The organism is Paenibacillus sp. FSL K6-0108, from assembly GCF_045040695.1.
GTDB classification, from domain to species: domain Bacteria; phylum Bacillota; class Bacilli; order Paenibacillales; family Paenibacillaceae; genus Paenibacillus; species Paenibacillus pabuli_B.
The window spans coordinates 4170125-4190502 of record NZ_CP150288.1; the positions used below are offsets into that span (position 1 = coordinate 4170125).

General features: G+C 49.2%; 14 protein-coding genes and 1 pseudogene. 1 reads left to right on the forward strand and 14 read right to left on the reverse strand.

From position 1 onward, the window contains the following. Positions 1-227: 227 nt before the first annotated feature. The 4 genes and pseudogenes from MHB49_RS18870 to MHB49_RS18885 all read right to left on the reverse strand — a co-directional run bounded on the left by MHB49_RS18870 (position 228) and on the right by MHB49_RS18885 (position 4091). A complete protein-coding gene (locus tag MHB49_RS18870; RefSeq protein WP_405152546.1) occupies positions 228-1772 on the reverse strand; it encodes a carboxylesterase/lipase family protein in 1545 nt (514 codons plus the stop codon). A gap of 68 nt (positions 1773-1840) precedes the next feature. Beyond that, a pseudogene (locus MHB49_RS18875) lies at positions 1841-2017 on the reverse strand (glycoside hydrolase family 11 protein); the annotation flags it as partial. Beyond that, on the reverse strand, positions 1980-2747 hold the full coding sequence (locus MHB49_RS18880; RefSeq protein ID WP_405152547.1) for an alpha/beta hydrolase: 768 nt from the start codon (positions 2745-2747) through the stop codon (positions 1980-1982). The gene MHB49_RS18880 and the pseudogene MHB49_RS18875, both read right to left, overlap by 38 nt. A gap of 60 nt (positions 2748-2807) precedes the next feature. Next, positions 2808-4091 carry an SGNH/GDSL hydrolase family protein gene (locus MHB49_RS18885; RefSeq protein ID WP_405152548.1) on the reverse strand — a complete coding sequence of 428 codons (1284 nt, stop codon included), beginning with the start codon at positions 4089-4091 and terminating at the stop codon, positions 2808-2810. Between the two features lie 285 nt (positions 4092-4376). Here MHB49_RS18885 and MHB49_RS18890 point away from each other — a divergent pair, with 285 nt between their 5' ends. After that, the gene (locus MHB49_RS18890) at positions 4377-5519 is read left to right on the forward strand and encodes a glycosyl hydrolase family 8 (RefSeq protein WP_405152549.1); all 1143 of its coding nucleotides are present in this window, start codon (positions 4377-4379) and stop codon (positions 5517-5519) included. Positions 5520-5646: 127 nt separating this feature from the next. Here the strand turns inward: MHB49_RS18890 and MHB49_RS18895 are convergent, their stop codons facing one another. From MHB49_RS18895 to MHB49_RS18940, 10 genes are all read right to left on the reverse strand, one after another. Then, positions 5647-7344 carry an RICIN domain-containing protein gene (locus MHB49_RS18895; RefSeq protein ID WP_405157179.1) on the reverse strand — a complete coding sequence of 566 codons (1698 nt, stop codon included), beginning with the start codon at positions 7342-7344 and terminating at the stop codon, positions 5647-5649. Between the two features lie 209 nt (positions 7345-7553). Beyond that, positions 7554-8498 carry a carbohydrate ABC transporter permease gene (locus MHB49_RS18900; protein WP_153978909.1) on the reverse strand — a complete coding sequence of 315 codons (945 nt, stop codon included), beginning with the start codon at positions 8496-8498 and terminating at the stop codon, positions 7554-7556. Between the two features lie 17 nt (positions 8499-8515). Continuing rightward, entirely contained in the window at positions 8516-9361 is an 846-nt protein-coding gene (locus tag MHB49_RS18905; protein WP_095357516.1) for a carbohydrate ABC transporter permease, read from the reverse strand. Between the two features lie 53 nt (positions 9362-9414). After that, the gene (locus MHB49_RS18910; RefSeq protein ID WP_405152550.1) at positions 9415-11997 is read right to left on the reverse strand and encodes a DUF5696 domain-containing protein; all 2583 of its coding nucleotides are present in this window, start codon (positions 11995-11997) and stop codon (positions 9415-9417) included. A gap of 16 nt (positions 11998-12013) precedes the next feature. Further along, positions 12014-12649 (reverse strand): Yip1 family protein, encoded by a 636-nt coding sequence (locus tag MHB49_RS18915; protein ID WP_095286590.1) that lies wholly within the window; start codon positions 12647-12649, stop codon positions 12014-12016. Then, the gene (locus MHB49_RS18920; RefSeq protein ID WP_405152551.1) at positions 12633-14096 is read right to left on the reverse strand and encodes a hypothetical protein; all 1464 of its coding nucleotides are present in this window, start codon (positions 14094-14096) and stop codon (positions 12633-12635) included. Before MHB49_RS18920 ends, MHB49_RS18915 begins: the two co-directional genes overlap by 17 nt. Positions 14097-14111: 15 nt before the next feature. Then, entirely contained in the window at positions 14112-14987 is an 876-nt protein-coding gene (locus tag MHB49_RS18925) for a carbohydrate ABC transporter permease (RefSeq protein WP_076288847.1), read from the reverse strand. 2 nt (positions 14988-14989) lie between these two features. Further along, positions 14990-15907, reverse strand: a complete 918-nt coding sequence (locus MHB49_RS18930) for a carbohydrate ABC transporter permease (RefSeq protein ID WP_405157180.1) — start codon at positions 15905-15907, stop codon at positions 14990-14992. A gap of 58 nt (positions 15908-15965) precedes the next feature. Next, positions 15966-18863, reverse strand: coding sequence for an extracellular solute-binding protein (locus tag MHB49_RS18935; RefSeq protein ID WP_405152552.1), 2898 nt, complete (start codon positions 18861-18863; stop codon positions 15966-15968). A gap of 112 nt (positions 18864-18975) precedes the next feature. Continuing rightward, positions 18976-20331, reverse strand: coding sequence for an extracellular solute-binding protein (locus MHB49_RS18940; RefSeq protein WP_405152553.1), 1356 nt, complete (start codon positions 20329-20331; stop codon positions 18976-18978). Positions 20332-20378: the final 47 nt, after the last annotated feature.

Below are 20378 nucleotides of genomic sequence, written 5' to 3' on the forward strand. Positions count from 1 at the left end.
ACACCTTTCATTTGCACAAGGTGAAGGTACAACTTCTGCTTTTTGGTACAAATACTTAAAATCAAATCAAAAGATCCATTAATATTAAACAGTAACCATACGCTATCCGTAGGGTTTTCTTTTGAAAATAAAGAGGAAAGAAAGGACCTTAGAGTCCTCCCTTTCCTCTTGTTAGATCGCGTAAGATTATAGCGGCGAAAGATCGAATAAATATAGATGACTTTATGTTAGGCCTTCGCTTCCAGTGCCGCCCCTTTCTTCTTGAAATATTGATCCACCAGAAACTGAAGCGTTTCACTTGGCGGTTCTTGAGAGAATTCAGCCTGATCTGCAAAAAGCATACCAAACGGCGCTTCTTGGGTATAAGGCTCCCATCGGGGCATTTCCTCTCCGGTGGTATCCTGTCCATTCGGATTCCCACTACGGATGAAGTTGGCCCAATAGTTGCACATCTGGCGAGACAAATCGTAATGTTTGCCAACGAAAGGCCGCCAACATTTAGCCAGCGTTTCGAAGAAAAACCAGAGATCCACCGAGTGAAAGGTACCTGGTTGATCCCACCCTGGTATGTCGGCATCAAAATTGTAATAGTATAATGGGGAATCGGAACTGAGACCAGCATTAGCTTGCGCGGCTAAGCGGATGGCATATTCAATACTACTAACCGAAGCTTTCTTCTTGCTCTCTTCTATGTTGCCCGTCTGAATGCCGCACAGATCCAGAAATACATCGGCATCATCACCGAACATGTCTGTCGCCAGCTTCTTAAGGTCTTCGGGTGTGTCGACATTTGGAACACTGAAAAATTCGGAGGACGTGTGACCCATCATAATAGGCATCTTCCACCACTTGTTTTGAAGGAATAAATCAAACGGATTGCCTACACTGAACACCTGATCCGCAACGGACCCCCAGAATCCGTGGTACTGCACTGCTTTGTCGCGAAGTTCAGGCGCACTTATTCGTCGGGCCTCCGCAAGCGAAGATACGCCCAGATACTCAAAAAACTTAATGCCGTCCTGTTCGGCTTCATCCAATTGACTCCGGAGCGGAGGCATGGGAGTTCCCGGGTACAGCTCCGTAAAGATTCCGCTTTGCACAATGGCCTTTTGAAAGAGCCCCTCATTCTGAGGAGAAGTCAGCTGGGTCATGACACTGCCGCCGCCTGCAGACTGGCCGCCGATTGTGATGTTATCCGGGTCTCCGCCGAAAGCTGATATATTGCGTTTGACCCATCTTGTGGCGGCCTGTTGATCGAGATTGCCGAAGTTGGCAGGTGCTTCCGGTGCTTCCGCCGTAATTTCGGGATGGCATAAAAAACCGAAAACATTTAGACGGTAATTGATCGTGACCACCACGATCCCTCTTCTGGCAATTCGTTCGCCATCGAACTCCATTTCAGCCGTATGGCCAACCTGAAGTCCCCCGCCAAAATACCATACATATACCGGCAGTTTCTCATCGGTGTGTTTGGCCGGAGTCCATACGTTCAGGTAAAGACAGTCCTCGTCCATGGCTATATTCGGTTCAACGGCCCACTCCCGGGTATAAATATTGTTATCATCGATCTCCTGCTTCACCTGCATCGAAATCGGCGCAAATTCGTGCGCTTTAAGTACGCCTTCCCAATCCTTGGCTGGCTGCGGTGCTCGCCACCGGTTGTCACCTACTGGCGGAGCTGCGAAGGGGATCCCCTTGAAACTAGTGATTCGCGGGTCGGCAGCTGGCAGTCCCTGAACCAACCCATTTTCAACGTTTACAAGTCTAAGCATGGTTTGACATCCTCCTACTAAGAACAAATTCCTAATATTTCATTCCTCATATCTATCTTGAATTCGATAACGACGAAATTACCCGCGTTCTGCAAATTTACGCTATAGTTTCCGCCTGAACCGTTCGCCGCATTGACCGTACCTCCACCGTCTGTCCAGTTCTGCCAATAATCAGTCACCGCGCTGGATGTAGTGGTATGCAGATTTTCATTTGAAAAGACGTTTGGCAAAATGATACAGATCATTTCTCCACACAGGCCAGTCATGACCTCCGCTCTCTTCATACCAAATGTGCGGTACACCTTGCTCCTCCAAGTATTGATGTGTGTCGATGCTAATCTGGATGAGATTATCCTGATCGCCGCAGGAAATCCACAACAGGGACAAAAGCGAGTGTGCTTCCTCCGGATGAGGAACAAGCAACTCTGGCGCTTTGGTGTTTGGAGCCGGAGAGAAGGCACCGACCCAGGCGAAATGGTTGAGATTGCCGAGTCCGATGTTCAGGGATTGGCCTCCCCCCATGGACAAGCCGGCGATGGCTCTTTTGCCTCTGGCGGTGTCCGTTGGATAGCGGGACTCGACATAAGGGATCAGATCATCCAGTAGGTCGTTCTCAAACCGTTCAAAGGCCTTTATTTTGTCAGGTTCAAAAAGGTCTCCCTCAGCGCGATCATTAGGCATGGCTCGACCGTTGGGAAAAACGACGATCATTGGCTCGATCATGTTATCATCGTAGAGATTGTCGAGAATGATCTGCGGAGCACCATGACGTTGCCATTCCATCTCATCCCCGCCGATCCCGTGCAGCAGATACAGAACGGGATACGTCCGTTCAAAAGAAAATCCTGGCGGTGTATACACCAAGGCATTGCGTGAATTGCCAACAGTGGCGGAAGAATACGTTATTGTCTCCACTGCTCCTCGCGATATGTTATCGCGGTATTGGTCAAATCCGGTCGGTGCTGAAGAAATCATATAAAGTACTCCCTTCATGAGTTACAATTATGCTGTTGAAATGGATGGTTGGTTCGCTTGTTAATCGACATAGCCGAATCCCAGAATCGTGAACCGTTTATCCTCATGCACGTCTGCCATCTCGATTTCGACCCTGTGCTCACTGACGTGCTTCTCATTAATCAGGAGCATGGCATGACAGCGTGTCCAGTTCACTTCATGCGGATCGGCTTGTTTGACGAAGACGCCATCCACTTTAATCCGCGCTGTTCCAAATTCGTCGCTTCCGGAATCTTTGAAGATGATTAGAAGACGCTTGCACCGCAAATGCATCTTGAAGCTCTTTGCTTCCCCCGGGTTTTCACCGGTATTCATCCAATTATTCGGAAAGATAGGCGTGGCATAATCATGATTGTGCATCTCGGCCATCTGCAGATCGGCATCCGTGTGTCCAAAAGAACCATGCTCGATCCTGGCAACCAGGTCAGCGTTCTTCCGATCCAGCAATTGGACACGGACGAAATCGTCTCCGATCAGAGGTGGTTTGCTCAGGTCATGATCATCCGGGTCCAGTTCAGAACGATCCACTACATCTAGCAGGTGACCTAATGCATCGGCCATCATCTGATGACCCAAGTTGGTTGGATGATAAATATCATGGAAATATTGTTCTTTCGATACGACGTTACCTTCGCCTTTGGTCTTGCGAAATTGATCTACCAGAGCATCCTTCATGCTCACCATGGGCAGATCATAATGGAGGCCTACCGGAGATAGACGGTCCTGAAGATTCCAGTCGTTCTCAAAAACGCTGAACAGCAGAACGACTGCAGGCTTGTTATCTGCAGATAGCGCTTTCAATACTAAGCTTTCGTAACAGTTCCCCCGTGTCTCATCATCAGCGTCGTTTACCGCAAATTCAATGATGACGATATCCGGCTGAATCGAGCCTTCGCCAAGTACATCCCTTTCGTAACGGATGACTCCCAATTCGGAAGGCGTTCCTCCTAATCCCGCTTTGACCAGCTGGATGCAGCTTCCATCCGAAGGAGCGAACATCTCCTTGAACCGGTCATACGAGCGATAGGCGTAGCTGCGGAGATGAATCGGTGCCGCACCAGCGCCATGGGTAATGGAACCTCCAATGTAAGCTATCACTACGGGGTCGCCTTGTTTGGCTTTCTCAATGGCTCGTTTCAGTCTGACATTGTTCCCTTTGTGTAAAAGGGATAGACCAATGATGTCGAGATAGCCCGGAGAGCTATAATCGAACTCTGTCTCGTAAGTCGACTCCTTTACTCCAATTGGATCGCGCGGTGTAGCTGTTCCTTGGGTATCTTCTACGTCTCTTGCATCGTCAAGCATGATACAGTATCACCATCCTTCCTGCGTTAATTTACACTCTCATAAACATGCGGAAGGAACTCAACTGGCATGTTTATTTCAATCGGTTCCCTCTTTTTAGAGTGTAACACTTACATAATTTAACAGACACCTGATAAAGTATAGATTTTCCTAAATATATCATTTGGATTTATGTATGATAACGGAAAAATGAGAACACCTATGATTTTCAATGTAAACGCTTTAATTTAAGTGCATTTGCCGTGATATAATTGGATTAACCAATGCATCTAAGGAGGAAAGCCAATGAATATTACGGGTCAAGGTGCTTATGATACAGGTACATATACCAATTTGTTTCAACAGTCAGGTTATGATGAGCATGAGATAAACGCAAAGCTGGAGGACACATGGAACGAGCTCTTCTATGGAGACGAAAATACCCGAATCTATTACCCGATGGGTGAGGACAAAGGGTATTTACTCGACACCGGTAATAACGATGTTCGCTCCGAAGGCATGTCTTATGGCATGATGATGGCTGTTCAGATGGACAAAAAAGAAGAATTCGATCGGCTCTGGAATTTTTCCCATACGTTCATGCAGCATGCTGAAGGTCGATACAAGGATTATTTTGCCTGGCACTGCAAACCCGATGGAACCCGTTTATCTCAAGGTCCTGCACCTGATGGTGAGGAGTTTTTCGCTATGGCTCTGTTATTTGCTTCTAACCGCTGGGGTGATGGGGATGCGCCTTTTAACTATAAGGAACAAGCCAGAAGAATCCTCCGCGCATGCATTCATCAAGGTGAAAATGGCGAGGGAGATCCTATGTGGGACCCGGAAACCAAGCTGATCAAATTTGTACCGGAATCACCATTCAGTGATCCATCCTACCATCTCCCCCATTTCTACGAGTTGTTTGCATTATATGCGGATGATGATGATCAAGCCTTCTGGAGAGAAGCAGCGGCGGCAAGTCGAGCTTATCTGCATACCGCCTGTCATCCTGTAACCGGGCTTTCGCCTGAATATGCGAACTATGACGGGTCGCCCGCACCTGTTCAGCCGCATGGTGATTTTAGACACTTTTACAGCGATGCTTACCGGGTTGCCGCGAATATAGCTCTGGACTGGGAATGGTTCCGCCAGGATCCCTGGCAGGTGGAGCAGTCCAATCGAATTCAGTCCTTCTTCAGCAGCATTGATGTCGCCGAATATCGCAGATATACCATTGAAGGTGAACCGTTCGATGAACCTTCCTTGCATCCGATCGGTCTGCTCGCTACCAACGCCATGGCCTCACTGGCTGCAGATGGTCCACATGTGGAACATTTTGTACGCCTCTTTTGGAACACCCCCCTGCGCCAGGGTGAGCGCCGCTATTACGATAACTGTCTGTATTTTTTCAGCTTGCTGGCTTTAAGCGGCAGATATCGGATATATTAATCACTCTACAATGAGTCATCGTATAGACGGAGTTCCTATGCATCACAGTGCATCTCACAGACAGATTCTCAACATAAAGAGGACCTCCCGGCGATCATGGCCGCGGAGGTCCTCTTGTACAATAATATTAATTGCTAACCGCGATAAATTTCCATTGTTGATTCGTTGCACCTGTATACGTATTCTGCTGCAACTTGGCGCCATCAGATGTGGAAGCGTTTTCCACTTCAATCGCTTTGTTGCTGTTTACGTTAATGATACTCCAATATCCATTCCCCAGATCATTGACTTTGAAATGCTGTGCGGTCGTGTTCAGATTGCTCATGAGCTGAACCGCTTCACCGTTCGTGAGGGTACCGTTCCGAATATCAATCACTTTGTCCGGTGAGTTCACGCTGGTTAGTGTGTAGCTACCACCGCCGATGGAGGTCAGAACCCACTTCTGAGGATTGCCGCCCAGATCGCTCCACTGCTGAAGCTGAAGATTGTTTTGATTTTGCCCCCCAGGAACATCAATGACCTTATTGGAATGTCTAGCCACAATTTTGTAGGTTGTACCTGACACAAGCCCGGTTGTGGGTCCACCACCATTTCCGTTACCTGGATACGATTGAGCACGTTCATGGTACCAGTTGAACAGGAACCGTCCCATGGCACTCCGTGAAGCATCGCCATCCCATTTCAGTCCAGCCGTTGGATCGGCAAAAGAGCTGCGCTGCCCTGGCTCAAGAATGAAGCCGTTCATGTGAGCCGCAATACTAACGTTTCCAGCCGCGTTGAAGATGGTTTTGGTATTGGTACCGAAACCTTCGTTGCTGCCATTAAACAGGTTCCAATAGGCCGAATCACCAGGTTTGTTCTTAAACCAGGTTACTTCCGTGATATTAATCGGATACTTGTCTGCAGCTGCTTTCACATTGGTATTCCACTGATCTTGCAAAATGGAGAAGTTATCATACGCGCCGTAACCCGGATACCAGTGAACCGCATATCCGTAGTTGTTCAGGGGATCCGTCAATGGATGGCTTGCCGTCAGACTGTAGAACTGGTTATACCCCAGACCTGCAGCCCAGATTACGTTATCGGCACCCTGGTTGCGAATCGTGGAGATGATGGAGTTCTGGAAATTGCGCAGGTCATTCCAGTGATCCACAAAATCATTTTCCCCGTTGTATCCGCCCCAATGTCCATTCGCATACGATTTCACTGGCTCGTTAATGAGCTCAAAGTGAACGTTATCGGCACTTTTAATCTCGGGACGAGATGCAAGATATCCCCAGATTTGATTGAATTTCTGCAGGTTGGAAGCGGTGGTTGCCTGGTCATCCTTCAACGTAAAGTCGAGTCCCAGGACGACATACACACCTTTGGTTTTGGCATATTGAATGTATGGGATAATGACGTTCTGCGTAACGGTCTGCACACCGGCAAAATTGTATGTACCCGCCGCCACATCACCCATGTCCTCACGATCAATGAACAGACGTACCTGATTCATGTTCCATCCATGATTGCTGCCGTATTTCGGACTTGTGTCCGCAAATGTATCGGTAATGTCTTTCAGGTAGGCCAGTGTAGCCGCATGACGATTGTTGCCGTGCAGATTAAGATAATAATTGCTGCTCTGATACGTCCAGTAGGCACCTGAAGGTTGATGCCAACCGTTCAGAAGCACAGGCTGATTGTTGCTGTTCACCAGATTCTTGCCACTTACGTGAAGCTTGCCCATAGGCATGCCAACCCACGCCTCTGCACGGTTTCCTCCCCATGGAGCAATCGTAATCAGTAAAGCCAAAACGAGTAAAAGTTTACAAGACAGCCACATCTTTTTCACTTTATATCCTCCTGTCATGATCGATTGCTTTTCCTCAATGCAATATCCGATGAATTGCAGCAAAGTCTAAGAGTAGACTAAGCATCAGTTGGCGCACGCTTCCGCAACCCGTTCCATACGTTCAGGCGCAAGACTCCTCCTCCTCTCCTCAGATCGTATCGATCTGTCTCGGATCTTTCTTCCCAGTTAAGCCTAACGTTTTAGCCAACGATTCCTGTACGTTCTACACTCTCCACGAAATAACGCTGCACGAAGAGATAGATAACAATCAAAGGCAGAATGGCGAGCAATATTCCCGTATCCTGAATCATGCTTAGATAAAAAGGATCCGCCTTAGAGGCTCCATCACTTACTTGTTGGGCCAGATTATACGGAAGCGAAGACAGTTGGGTCGACATGACCTTACTTGATGTCAGATACGTGGTCGTGTAGAAGCTATCATTCCACTGCCATACAAAGGAAAATAGCATCACGGTCACCATGGATGGAATTGCATTCGGCAGCATAATTCGGGCAAAGGTTCGCCCAATGCCTGCCCCGTCCACATATGCCGCCTCTTCCACTTCCTTCGGAATGCCGCGGAAGAACTGACGAAAGATGAAAATATACAATCCGGCTTTAAGCGAATTGGCCGTAATGGCGGTCAGAATGAACGGCCAGTAGGTATTCAGCAGGTTCACCGGTTTGCCGGCAATCAGTGTCATCAAGCCCATCAGGTCAAAGCTTTTCAGATTGAGATACACCGGAATCAAAATCGTTGTGGGCGGCACGAGAATCGTGAGAATGACACCTGCGAACAGCAAATTGCTCCCCTTGAACTTCAACCGGGCGAAACCATAGCCTGCAAGGGCACAGGACGCTGTCGTTAACAGTGTTGTTGTCGCTGACAGCGCGAAGGTATTGAACAGAGTCGCCCAGTAATCCATAACCCGGATAGCCTGCTGAAAGTTATCGATCGAGAAATTCTGGGGGATCCATACCACCACTGCGGAATACAGGTCGCCCTTATCTTTGATGGACGTTGAAATTTTCTGAAATATTGGAAAGAGGATAACAAAGGAAAGTCCAGTAATCAGTACGAACCGAATCACAGACCAGAGCCAGCCTTTCCAGTGTTCCAGCGATAATAATCGAGAAGTCGTCACGCTGAACGTCCTCCTTTCTAATCTTGATAGAAGACTCGTTTCGAGAAAATTATGGATACAATCACGAGAATGATGGCAATCGCCAGGAAATACACCCATGCCATCGCCGAGCTGAGGCCAAAGTCAAATTTCACGAATCCGGTATCCCGGATCAGTTCAGTCATGGCGTTATTGGCAAACGAGTCAATAATGGTGTAGATCGCATTGACAAAGATCAGCGGACTGACCATCGGGAATGTAATCTTCCAGAAAGCTTCGTACCCGGTAGCACCTTCCATTTTGGATGCCTCATAGAGCTGAGGCGAAATGGTCTGGATGCCAGCCAAAAAGATCAAAATCTGCACCCCCGACTGGCTGACAATCTGATAAATTCGATCAACGGCACTGCTCAGATACGTCACGATCCATTCGCTCACCCCGGCATCCAACATCAGATTCTCAAGCTCAAATGTACCTAGTGCACTTCCTCCAGTACTGTTCTGGTTAACAGCATCAATCAAGCTGGTGCTCTCCAGTGACATGATGACACCGGATGCCAGAATAACGGGCAAGAAGAATATGGAACGTGCCACAGCCCTGCCTCTGAACTTCTGGTTCAGGATGACGGCGAGAAACAGGCTGAATATGACAATAAGCGGCACATTGACAAGCACATCGGTAATCGACTCGATCAACGCTCGGTTAAAACTGGTATTGACGGTGAGCGCCTGAATATAGTTGGCAACCCCTGTGAATTGAATGGCAATACCTTCCGCATTGGCCTGAATCGTGCTCATGCTGTAACGCAGCGAGGCGAGCAGCGGGATGAAGAAAAACAATACAAATCCGACCAGCCATGGAAGCACGTAGATGACGCCCCACATGGCTTTCTGCTGAGCATACGTACGACTTCCCGATTTCCATTTCAGGAGTGTCTTCAGAGCTGCTCACCACCCGTCGCATAACCTTGGGCTTCCACGGATTGGCCCTCAACCTCTACAGGAAAATCATTATAATTCACGATCACGAAGCCACCGCCATCATAGGTTGTTCGGTACACACCTTCCGCCAATGCTTCATGCGACTTCATGGAACGCCCGGCAAATGGAAGATTGGTCTGATTGACCTCGTTGTACATCTCAGCAGCCAGATCTACCCACTGCTCGTAATTTGCCGCGTACAGATCGTCATAATCGGTCTGTTTGACTACATGATTAGGCGCATTAAACCAGGCAAAGTACGGACTTGCACCATATTCAATCAGCTTCAGCACATATTGTCTTGAGTTCGTATACGTCGAGAGATTGTAGGGAGATCCCGTGTAACTAATATTTCCATGAACCACCAATTGAAAGAACGGAATCTCCTCATCCTCCAGCTTGAACTGACTGCTGCTCATTGGAGCATCTGTCAGTCCGGTAACATAAGGAAGCGCGTAGCCATTTCCACCTTCGGCCACAATGGAGCCTGCCTGCTGTTTGATCTGTTCCAGCGCTTTAGCGACTACACCCAGCGCTTCTGTTCGATCCAGCTGCTTCTTGGGATTCATGTCGCTGTTCAGCTGTTCAGCCAGATCCTGCAGGCTCAGTGATTGCGCTTGCTCTTCTTTTGAAATAGACTTCATCTCATCCAGCATATCTGTGGTAACCTGATCCAGCTTGTTGGGCGAAAGTACATAGGATGGTGACCTTTCCCGGTCACGGCGCTGTAGGGCTTGATTCATCGGATACACAACAGCCGGTTCCTGGGTTAACGTTCGTGAAGCCTCTTTATTTGGTTTGAACCCTTTCTTCGACTGCACATTCAGCAGAGCTATATCCGGATAAAATCCGATACCCGCTTCCCGTGCGTAATCACTAAATTCGCGCATGCCCTTCTTGCCACCAATGGCTCCATCCACCGAAATGGAATCCGGCAGTCGATGGTGCAATCCATCATTGAACCATCCGGCGTAGCGAACCTGAATGTTGGATACACTTTTCTCCGTCAGCGTGGACAGAATCTGCTTGGCTTCCTCAAAGGTCGTAAGCGCCTCAGTCGAATCATAAGGGATACCCAGCATATGCTGCCGGGTTGTCATCCCGCCGTACAATTTCAGATAAAATGGAATGCCCGCCTGTTCTTTACCCGCTTGCTGCTCGGGAAGTCCGCCAGTTTGCAGCAGATAATTCCGATAGAGTTCCGCCAGCCCCGAATAGGAAGCCTTCTCTCCGCCGACAAAGGCGTAACGGACAACAAAGTCTGACGCTGTCGGTTTTTTCTGGAATTTGGGGAGTGTTCGCACCATGTCACTTGCCTGAAGTGTTACATCGCTCTTATTCATGACATAGAAGCTTGGATATACGTTGTTATAGCTGTTCAGCTTGCCGCTGATATCCGCATTCACCACGGCCACAGCGTCCCCTTCCTCGATAATGCCAAGGAAAGCTCCCTCTTTGCGAATCAGACCAAAGACCGGCAACCGGGCTTTGGCTTCCACCGAGCCGGCTTCTCTCAACTTCATCGTCAAATCCGGGCCGTAAACATCTTGTTGATAACCGGGATACTGGAGCTTGCCATTGTTAAAATGGATTAGTGCTCCCGAGCCGTCCGGTACAAATATCGAGCCCTCTTCATTCATCCCTCCGGCTCCGAAATATTCCAGTACGGATATGGTGTTGATCGGATATTCTTCCGGAAAATGAATGCCGGATGCAGGAACACGCACCAGCAGGTTCTCACCATCCAGTTCGTATTCCAGCGTCATCATGAAGAGCCGCGGTCCACTTCGCTCCTGATCGATCCCGTGCTCGGCATGGTCCTGTGCCAGGTCTTCTTCCGTATAACCGGCCGTGTCAAATGCCTTGAGAGCACGAGACAGCTGAAGTCCCTGCAGAGCCTTGTCGATTCGAACATAAACACCTTCTTCTTTGTCTTCGGTATACCCGATCTTCAAGGCGCGTTCTCCTGCCTTGTCGAGCTGTGCTAACAGCTTTTGCTCAAATCGTTCCTTGCTGATTTTGACCGGCAAATCTTCAATGGAGCGCTCGGTGCTCCCGAACTGATAGTGAACCCGGACCCCGCTTGGCATAGCCTCATAGCTAACCTGTTTATGACCGATGCTATCCGTATAAGAGTTCACCATACTGCTCTGACCCTGGTTGTTGAAAAAGCTAAGTCTGGCTTGGGATGACAGAAGATCTTTGTTAATGCCGGCCGCAATCCCGTCCTGCTCTCGATCTGCCGGATTGCTGCGCCAGATCTGTCCGCTCTCTCTGTCCAGGACAGCAATCTCAGCCGTCTTTTCATCGATAAACAGCTGTAAGGCTTCATTCCTGGCAATACCAATCATGCCTTGCAGGCGAGGATCGCTGAAAGAAGATTTCAGTTGTTCTCCGGGAGGCAGGGAGGGGAGATCCGCCTGATCTACAGCTGCTGCTGCCTCACGAGATTGCGGTGATAGCGAGACCTGGCAACCACTTAGAAGCAGACTGCCAATCAGCAGCATTCCGGTTATTTTTTTTGCTACAGCATATTTCACTGGATGTCCTCCTTCCTTAGCCCCGAAGCACGATTTCTTGATAGATGGTTACGACAAACGATACGATCTGCTGCACAAGACTGAAGAAAAGCAGGCACAGAAAAGCCATAAAAGCCATGGCTACAAGGGTAAGCAGCATCGTAAGCACCGTCTTAGCCGGTGTGTACTGATGAACGGTCATGTTGCCCACGAATAACAGATACACCGTCCAAGCCACAGCAAGTGCATTGGAGAAATAATAAAAGGCTGTCTCCTGCGCGGAAATGACGAGACTCAGCCAAATCCACGGGAAATGAATCAGGAGCAGCGGCACCAGTGCAAAACACGTCGACATAAAAATCTCCGAAAACTTGCCTTCTCCGTCCATCAGGGTCGTTAGCGACCAGTTGGCCACACACCAGAACAGTACCGGGATCATGACATACAACACTTCAAGCAGGCTGTTCAGATACTTGGGATTGTTAAAATTTATGAGAAATCCGCTGTACTGCGCATGCAAAATCTTGGTAACCGTCAGCAGCAGCATAATCATACAGGCAATCAGCAATGTCGTTCGTTGATTACGTTCATATTTCAGTTCCCAGTACCCATCGAACGGGTGAAAGATGAGGTGAAGCGGATACTGGTAAAGCTGCTTACTTGGCGCTTGCATTTGTTGTCCTCCTTTTCTGCCTGCGAACGATGACGACGGTAACAAACGCAGCAACAGCAAGGAATAGACCGGACATCATCCACGAAAAATGCTCACGCATCAGCTCCTTGCGAAACAAGAGAAAAGCTTTGGAGTAACCCTGCCGCTCCATGCTCCGTTTGAAATATTGCGCAGATTCGGCATAATCCTTCTGGCGAAGCAGCGACTTGCCAATACCTGCATAGGCATACTCTAGGTTCGCATTCATCTCGGCGGCCTTGGCGAACAGCACCGAGGATTGATCTTCATCCCCGTTGTAATAACTGCGCACTGCTTCGTGCAGCGTACGCCCGTATTCCGTTATCTCGAATACCGTAATCTCACCGAGCGCCTTATCCAGCACAAGCATTCGGTCTCCTGCACGTTCCAGTGCAACTGGTGTGTTAAACTGACCCAACCGATTGCCCTTCCCCCCAAAAATATGAAGCAGGTATCCATCCCCGTTATAGGTGAATATTCTCCCTCTGTTGGAGTCAAGCACCGAATACATGTCACTGTCTCCCACGTCTACATCAATCAGGCGCGATGGCCCTGCTTCATTCGTGTACATCAGATCACCTTGTGGGTAATGATAACCTTGTCTGCGCAAGATATCGGTCCCCTGGGCATTCAGCTTCTTGATTGGATCTTTGCCACGGTCACCGCTCGTGGCATAGATGAATCCCTCTTCATCCATATCCAGGTTGGTGAATTCCGTCGGCGTGAACATGACCATCTGACTGCGCTGCTCGCGCGTGGCAAATCGTTTCCACAAATACTCTACCGGGTCAACTTGAACCCTGTTCGCTCCGATAAAGGAGGAAAATGTACCGTCGGCACTGAATTCCATGAATCCGTCAAATACACCCGCTGCCATGACGTAAATGCGGTCTCCTTTATCCATGACAACCCGAACGGGTTTGAATTGAAAATCCGCTTGTAACAGATCCGATTTCGGCTCAGCCACAACCTTGACCAATTGGCCTTGTTCATTCAGATGAACGACGCGTTGATTGTCGGTATCCGCAATGAGAAGATCCCCTTTTTCACTTACATACAGCCCTTGCGGATTATTGAATTGCTCCTTCTTTCCCTCACGTTCAAAGGAATCAATCGTCCGGACCAGCTTCAAATTACGATCCATTTCCACAATGCGACCATTGCCGGAATCCAGTACGAACACCCGCTGATCCGCTGTGACATGCATGTCACTTGGTTCCTTGAATGCCCCAGCGTTCACTTTTTTTCCCGTAATGATAGACGTGGCCTCGTATGCTGCAGGAGCCGGAACGGAATCGCCCCAGTAGGAATATTGGTAAGCATCCTGTTTGCCATCTGCACTCACGGGTGCTGCCTCCTGGCTGAACCACAGGAGGCAGACCATGCCCATGATGATCCAGCCCTGCTTGTTCCACGTACTTTTCCGCACCTCGCTGCCTCCTTTCTACTCTTTCATGCCCGAAGTAGCCATCGTCTGCATGACACTGCTCTGGGAGATGATGAACAGCGTAATCGGTACGATCATAAGCAGCAGTGCAACCGCTGCACCAACCCCCGCTCTCGCTATTCCTCCCTGAACAATCTGGCTGAGCGCGTAATGCAATGTTTTAAGATTTTCACTGTAAATAAAACTTCCACCGTCTGTCCCCCAGAGGGCCGGAAACTGCAAAATCATCAGAGTAAGCCAAGCCGGCTTCACATTAGGCATCACAATACTCCAGAAAATCCGGTATTCATTCGCACCATCAATCTTTGCTGCCTCCAGCAGTGCATCCGGAATCTGTTCCATGAACTGCTTCATCAGAAACAGTCCCAAGGAGAACGCTAGGGATGGCACAATAATTGAAGCATGACTGTTAATCCAGCCGAGCCAGGACATCACCATGTAGTTCGGGATGGCAGTGACATGCGGCGAAAACATGAGGGACAGAATGACAATTGTGAACAGGACCTTAGAACCGGGAAAACGATATTTCGCCAGTGGATAAGCTGCCGCTGAGGCCAGAAGGATATGTCCTGCCGTCCCCAGGATCGTAATGAGCAATGTATTGGCAATATAGCGGGATAACGGTACCCACGAATTGCCCATCAGATTGATCAGATCCGCGAAATTCTCCGTTGTCGGATTGTTCACCCAGAAGCGCGGTGGAAAAATAAACAATTCATCCAGCGGCTTAAATGCGTTGTTAACAGCATAGATGAGAGGTAACACCATAAATGATCCAAACACGGCCAGCAGGGCAAACAGCATCAGGCTGACGGTAAATGACCGATTCAGTCTTTTGGGCATGCCGAACACGGCACGGACTTTGCTGGTCATTGTCATTCACCTATCTTTCTCAGCATTTTTTGCGTCAAGATGTTCGTACCAAGCATCAGTGCAAACAGCACCGTTGCAATAGCCGAGGCATATCCCATCTCGAAGCGAATGGTGCCGAAGTCCATCAAGTGGGTAACGACCGTATGCGCTGCATAGTTAACACTTGGGAAACCGGCCAGGGCAATCGAAATTTCGGCTACCGCAAATGAAGCCGTAATCTGCATGACTGCGCCAAACATGAGTTGGGGTCTCATCGATGGCAGGGTAATATACCAGAGTTCCTGCCAGCGATTTTTGATCCCATCCACTGTACCGGCTTCCACCAGCGAGCGGTCAATCGTCTGCAAACCTGCGATAAAAGCCAGGAAGCTGGTTCCGAGACTGAGCCATAGTTGAACGATAATGACGATAGCCAGCACGTATCTCTCATCTGCGAGCCATTGGATGGGTTCCAGGGTGACACCCAGACGCATCAAGAAGCCATTCATATACCCGTAGCTGTCACCGGAGAAGATAATCAGCCAGATGAAAAACACGTTACCGGATATGGACGGAGCGTAGAATACCAGCGTCATGACTGCCCGGATTTTGGGCGACAGTTCATTGATGATCCACGCAAACAAAAAGCAGGCAATATAACTGACTGGGCCGGTGATGACGGCAAACAGCAGCGTATTTTTCAGAGCTATTAAAAAGACATCGTCCCCCAGGAACAGGCGTGAATAGTTTTGCCAGCCGATAAAACGCGGCAGCTCCAGCATATTGAAATGGAAAAAGCTGAGCCCTAGCGAAATGCCGACCGGAATGACAGTGAACATGAAAAAGATCAACATAAACGGTGCCATCAATACGTAATAGTGTCTGCTGAGATAAAGATCCCTTTTCAAAAGGGACCACCTGCCCGCTGGACGCGTATGGATGGCAGGAGCGGCTGCTGTCTTGGCTGTTTTGGCTTGCAACCGTTACCCTCCCTTCCTTCTACTTCAGATTGAATTCCTTGCGCTTTAACACGATTTCATCATCGATATACAGGACATAGTCCGACAGGGCCTCACGCGGGTTTTCGTTGGCGTTGACCACTTTACGGAATGCATTGTCCAGATGCCTGCCTGTGAAATATCCTCCCGGAAGCTGCGGGATACCTTGTACCCATTTCCATTGTTTCTCCAGATTTTGATAATCCTTCACGGGCCAAGGCAGCTGCTGAAGTGCCTTAATATTGGCCGTCGGATAGCGGGCAGCTGCCCCCATCAGGCCTTCCATTTCTCTTCCGTATTCGATCTGGGTCTGCTCATCGGTCCACCATTTCATGAACTTCCATGCAGCTTCCTTGTTGCCTGCATTTTCGAGCATCATTACGGCGCTGGTCGCACTGGCTACCTCATGCCGTATCGAACCGTCCGGAAGCTCAGTACCCGGAACAATGGTAAAATCCCAGAGGTTGCGAATTTCCGGTGCCATAACCGTCAGCATGTTGTACGTGGTATAATCGGCGATGCCAATCGGCATTTCCCCTGTACGGAACCGGTTTGGAAAGTCTGCCTTGAGTGGAAATTTGTAATTGGTATAGAACTGGGTCCAGCGTTTAAAAGCATCCATTGAAATCTCCGAATCCAGTGCACTCTTCTTCTGATCTTCCGTATAGAAGGTGCCATCATTTTGATACAACAGCATGGCAAACGTGGAATTCGGTACAAGGTTTGCATTGTTCAGCGTATCCTCGATGGGCAGATAGAACTCCATGTTGTGTTTTTGCAGCACCGCGATGGTGTTATAGACGTCCTGCCATGTCTTCGGCGGTTCAAGGCCCAGCTCATTCAGGATATCTTTACGGTAAAAAAGCATTGGGAAGTGCTGCTGCTCCGGCAGCGCGTAGACCCCGTCATTGTAACGGTAAGGCGTCAGTCCGCTTTCACGGAACCGTCCGGAAATCACTTCGAAGTCCGGGAACTTGCTCAGATCCGCTGCTGCATTTCTCATCGCATAATTCACGGGAATGTCCTCACCCATCTGCATGGCCACGTCCGGTCCTTCCCCCGAAAGCGTTGCAGGCAGCAGAATGTTGGGCGGAACAAGGCGCAATTGTACCGAGACATCGGTATCCGGGGTAAACGAATCATCGATCAGACCCTTAAGCACCTGGGCTTGGTCCCGTCCAGTTGTAATCCAGACGGTAATCGCGTCTTTCTTTTGCTCCACGTTGCCGATACTGTCGTAATCTTCCGTATAGGAAGCCACATAGGCTCCCAGTTCATGCTTTACTTGCTGGATGGCCGAAGAATTTGCATCCGGCAGTGCCCCCCCTGGCTGGGATACGACAAGGTAATCCATCGTAATGGGCTGCTCTCGCACGGTCAGAATCCAGGTGCCAAGTCCGCCCACGTTAATCTTGAATGTATCCAATCGTTTCGGTACCGTCTCCGGTCTGGCCACCATATCCTTAAGCTGAACGACCATTGCATTCAGAATCGCAACTTTATCGCTTTGCTCACCCGTGGCCTCCTCCAGATAGGCTGCAACCGAGCTAAGTGTTTCCGCCTGTCGTTCAAACACCTCGGTCATCTCCGGAATACGGCGTTCGAGCTGATAGTCCCGCAGCGGATCGGGCTGGTTCGAAGTGATCATTAATATTTTGCGGTACATCTCGTTCAGTTCCAGCACGCTGGACTCCACCGTACGAAGCAGCGGAGCGATATCACCCAGTGTGACCGTCATCCGAATGCGGTGTTTCCCTTTTTCAAGATGGAACTGATAGGGCTGTTCTTCTCCGGCTCCAAGGACTTGCGTTTGCCAGGAAGGACTGTAATTAAAACGAATGCGTTTCATTTCCTTGAACGGTACCTTGCCGTCAATGGTGAGACTGCGGGTGGCATAAATGCCGCGCAGTTGGTCCTGCTTCACCTTCAGCGCGATCTGATATAACCCGTCTTCCGGCACGTCAATCTCCCACTCAATCCATTCACCTGGCAGTTTCCAGTTTATTCCTCCAATGGCGTTAATCCGAATCTTCGAAACGTGATATGGCTCCAGTGAAGGACTGGATCGATCCGAGATGGGTGACAGTGTCGGCGAGGACTTGCTCGCTGCCTGCTCTGCCTGAACCTTCAGCATGACAGGAGCAGCCGATTTCAAGCCACGTGTCTCATAACTTGCCTGCAAATCCGCATAGGAAGGGACTTCCTCTTCCTGATACAGTTCGATATAATCAATGGCCATGCTCTCTCTTAGCGAGGTGAGCGTTAAATCCTGTGTGCCCTTTTCAAAATAAAATTGGAACGGCTCCTCGAAGTAACCTGCGCTATCCCTGAAGGAAGCGAGCTGCCACTCGGGCTGTTCCACCTGTCTCGGCCTGAGATCGTTGCCGCGGTCATCCCGCCTGATGTCTTCTTCCCGATTGCCCCACACCCTGTCGAACAGCAAGACGTCGGCACCCCTGAATGGAACCTGTCCGTTTAGCTCCAGCCTGCGTTCAATCCCTGAACTCTTGCCTTCAACGGGAAAATAATGGATGCGGACATGGTACAGACCACTCGCTTGAACGGGCACATCCCAGCGAATGCTTCCGGTTTCAGGCGTAATGACGGCTTTGCCATCCAATCCCTCATATCCCTGTACAACTTCGAACGCTCCGCCTTCCGCCTGAACATAAGATTCGCCTTCAATTCGTATGACGTTATCCGGCTTGGCGCTGCTGGCATGCATACTCAGATAATGTTCATAGCTGCTTTCATCGTCCGTGTTCGAGACCGCTTCAAAATCTTCGAGCGCATGTACCGTTCCCGTGCTTTGATCACGCGATGGATAGATCGTCCAGATCGAGAACACTAAGGCCAGAACAAGCACCAGAATCAGCCCCATTTTCTTACGTGACCGCATGTTCGAATGTATCCCCTTTCCTGTAAGCGTAGCGACCATAAAACGGTTGACTAACTAACCCGGACAGACCACACCGATACTGATGCGTTCTGCCCTTGAATAGTGTAGGTGCTTATTTATATACCTCATCAATCGCTGCCTGGAAGGGAGCCTTGTATTTCTCAATCAGCGTAGATACGGATACGCCCTCTTTAAGCTCTGCATCAAAGTCCCAGAATGGCAGGGATGGGAATGTATTGTGGTCGAGTACAAGCATGCCCTCTGCAACCTCTCTGGCGTTATTGATGTCCGCCTCATCCGTCAGGTGTGTCTCCAGCGTGGATTGGCCGGGATACTCGTAGATCGAATCGATCTCGTTAATTTTCTCCCAGATGTACATCAGTTGTTCCGGGTTCTCCACCGCTTTAGGAATTGTAATTGCTTGGTAGCGTGATTCACCGGAGTGATATGCCGAAGCACTTGGTCCTTTGGGAAAAGGTACAAAGCCGATATCATAGTCCTTCATATCCGTCATAATGCCTTCCACTTCGTACATTGCCCCTGAATACATCAGCGTATTACCTTGACGGAAGAAGGTGGATGGTTCTGTCCAGTCACCGCCTTCTGAAGCTCTGCCGACTTTCTCCGTTGCTAGTTTGGACAGGAAGTTTAGCGCTTCTTTGGTTTTCGGATCTTCCAGGTTCTGCTTATCCTCTTTGGTCAGAGAAGCTTCATTGGAATACAAAATGGGTTCAAGAAGGCCCGTCTGAGCAAGTCCCCACGTATCCAGCTTGCCATCATTGTTTCGATCCTTGTTTGCTTCTTTTGCGACGCTTAGGAATGTATCCCAGTTCCATTCATCGGCATCCACATATTCCTGCAGTGGCTTCATGCCCAGTTCCTGCATAAGGGTCCGATTGTAGAAGATGCCATTGATAAACGAAGACTGATCTTCGGTAAACCCATATCCCTTGCCTTCGTACTGCATATATTCCTTGGTCGTTTTCTGGTTGAATACCTTGTCGTTTTTGATATAGTCATCTACTGGCCACAACAGATCCTGTTTGGTCAATGCGGGGATGGCGTAGTCCTTACCGAGCCTTACAAAGTCCCCAAGCGGTTCACCTGCCATCAGGGAAGCCACCACTTTCTCCTGATACTCACCAAAGTCGATGGAAATATATTCGATGTTAAAGTTGTGTTTTTTCTTCAGTGCTTCCAGATTTTCGAGGCGCTGAATATTGTCCGGGTTATTGTCCTGAATCTCCATATCCCACCAAGCAACCACTTTGATGGTCCGTCCGCCCATATCAAAATCCATCTCCGGTGTGGAGTTTTCATTCTCGGGCTCAGTTTCGGCAGGCTTTTGTTCCTCCTGAGGTGCCGGTTTCTCCGGTTCAGGTTGTGCGGTTGGCGCAGAACTGCATGCAGCAATTAACAGCATGACCGCGAATACCAGGCTCAGCAGCATAAACTTGTTTTTTCTCATCGTCTTCCCCCCTGATTGTCGTTTGCTCCCACAGTGTATCTCTCGAA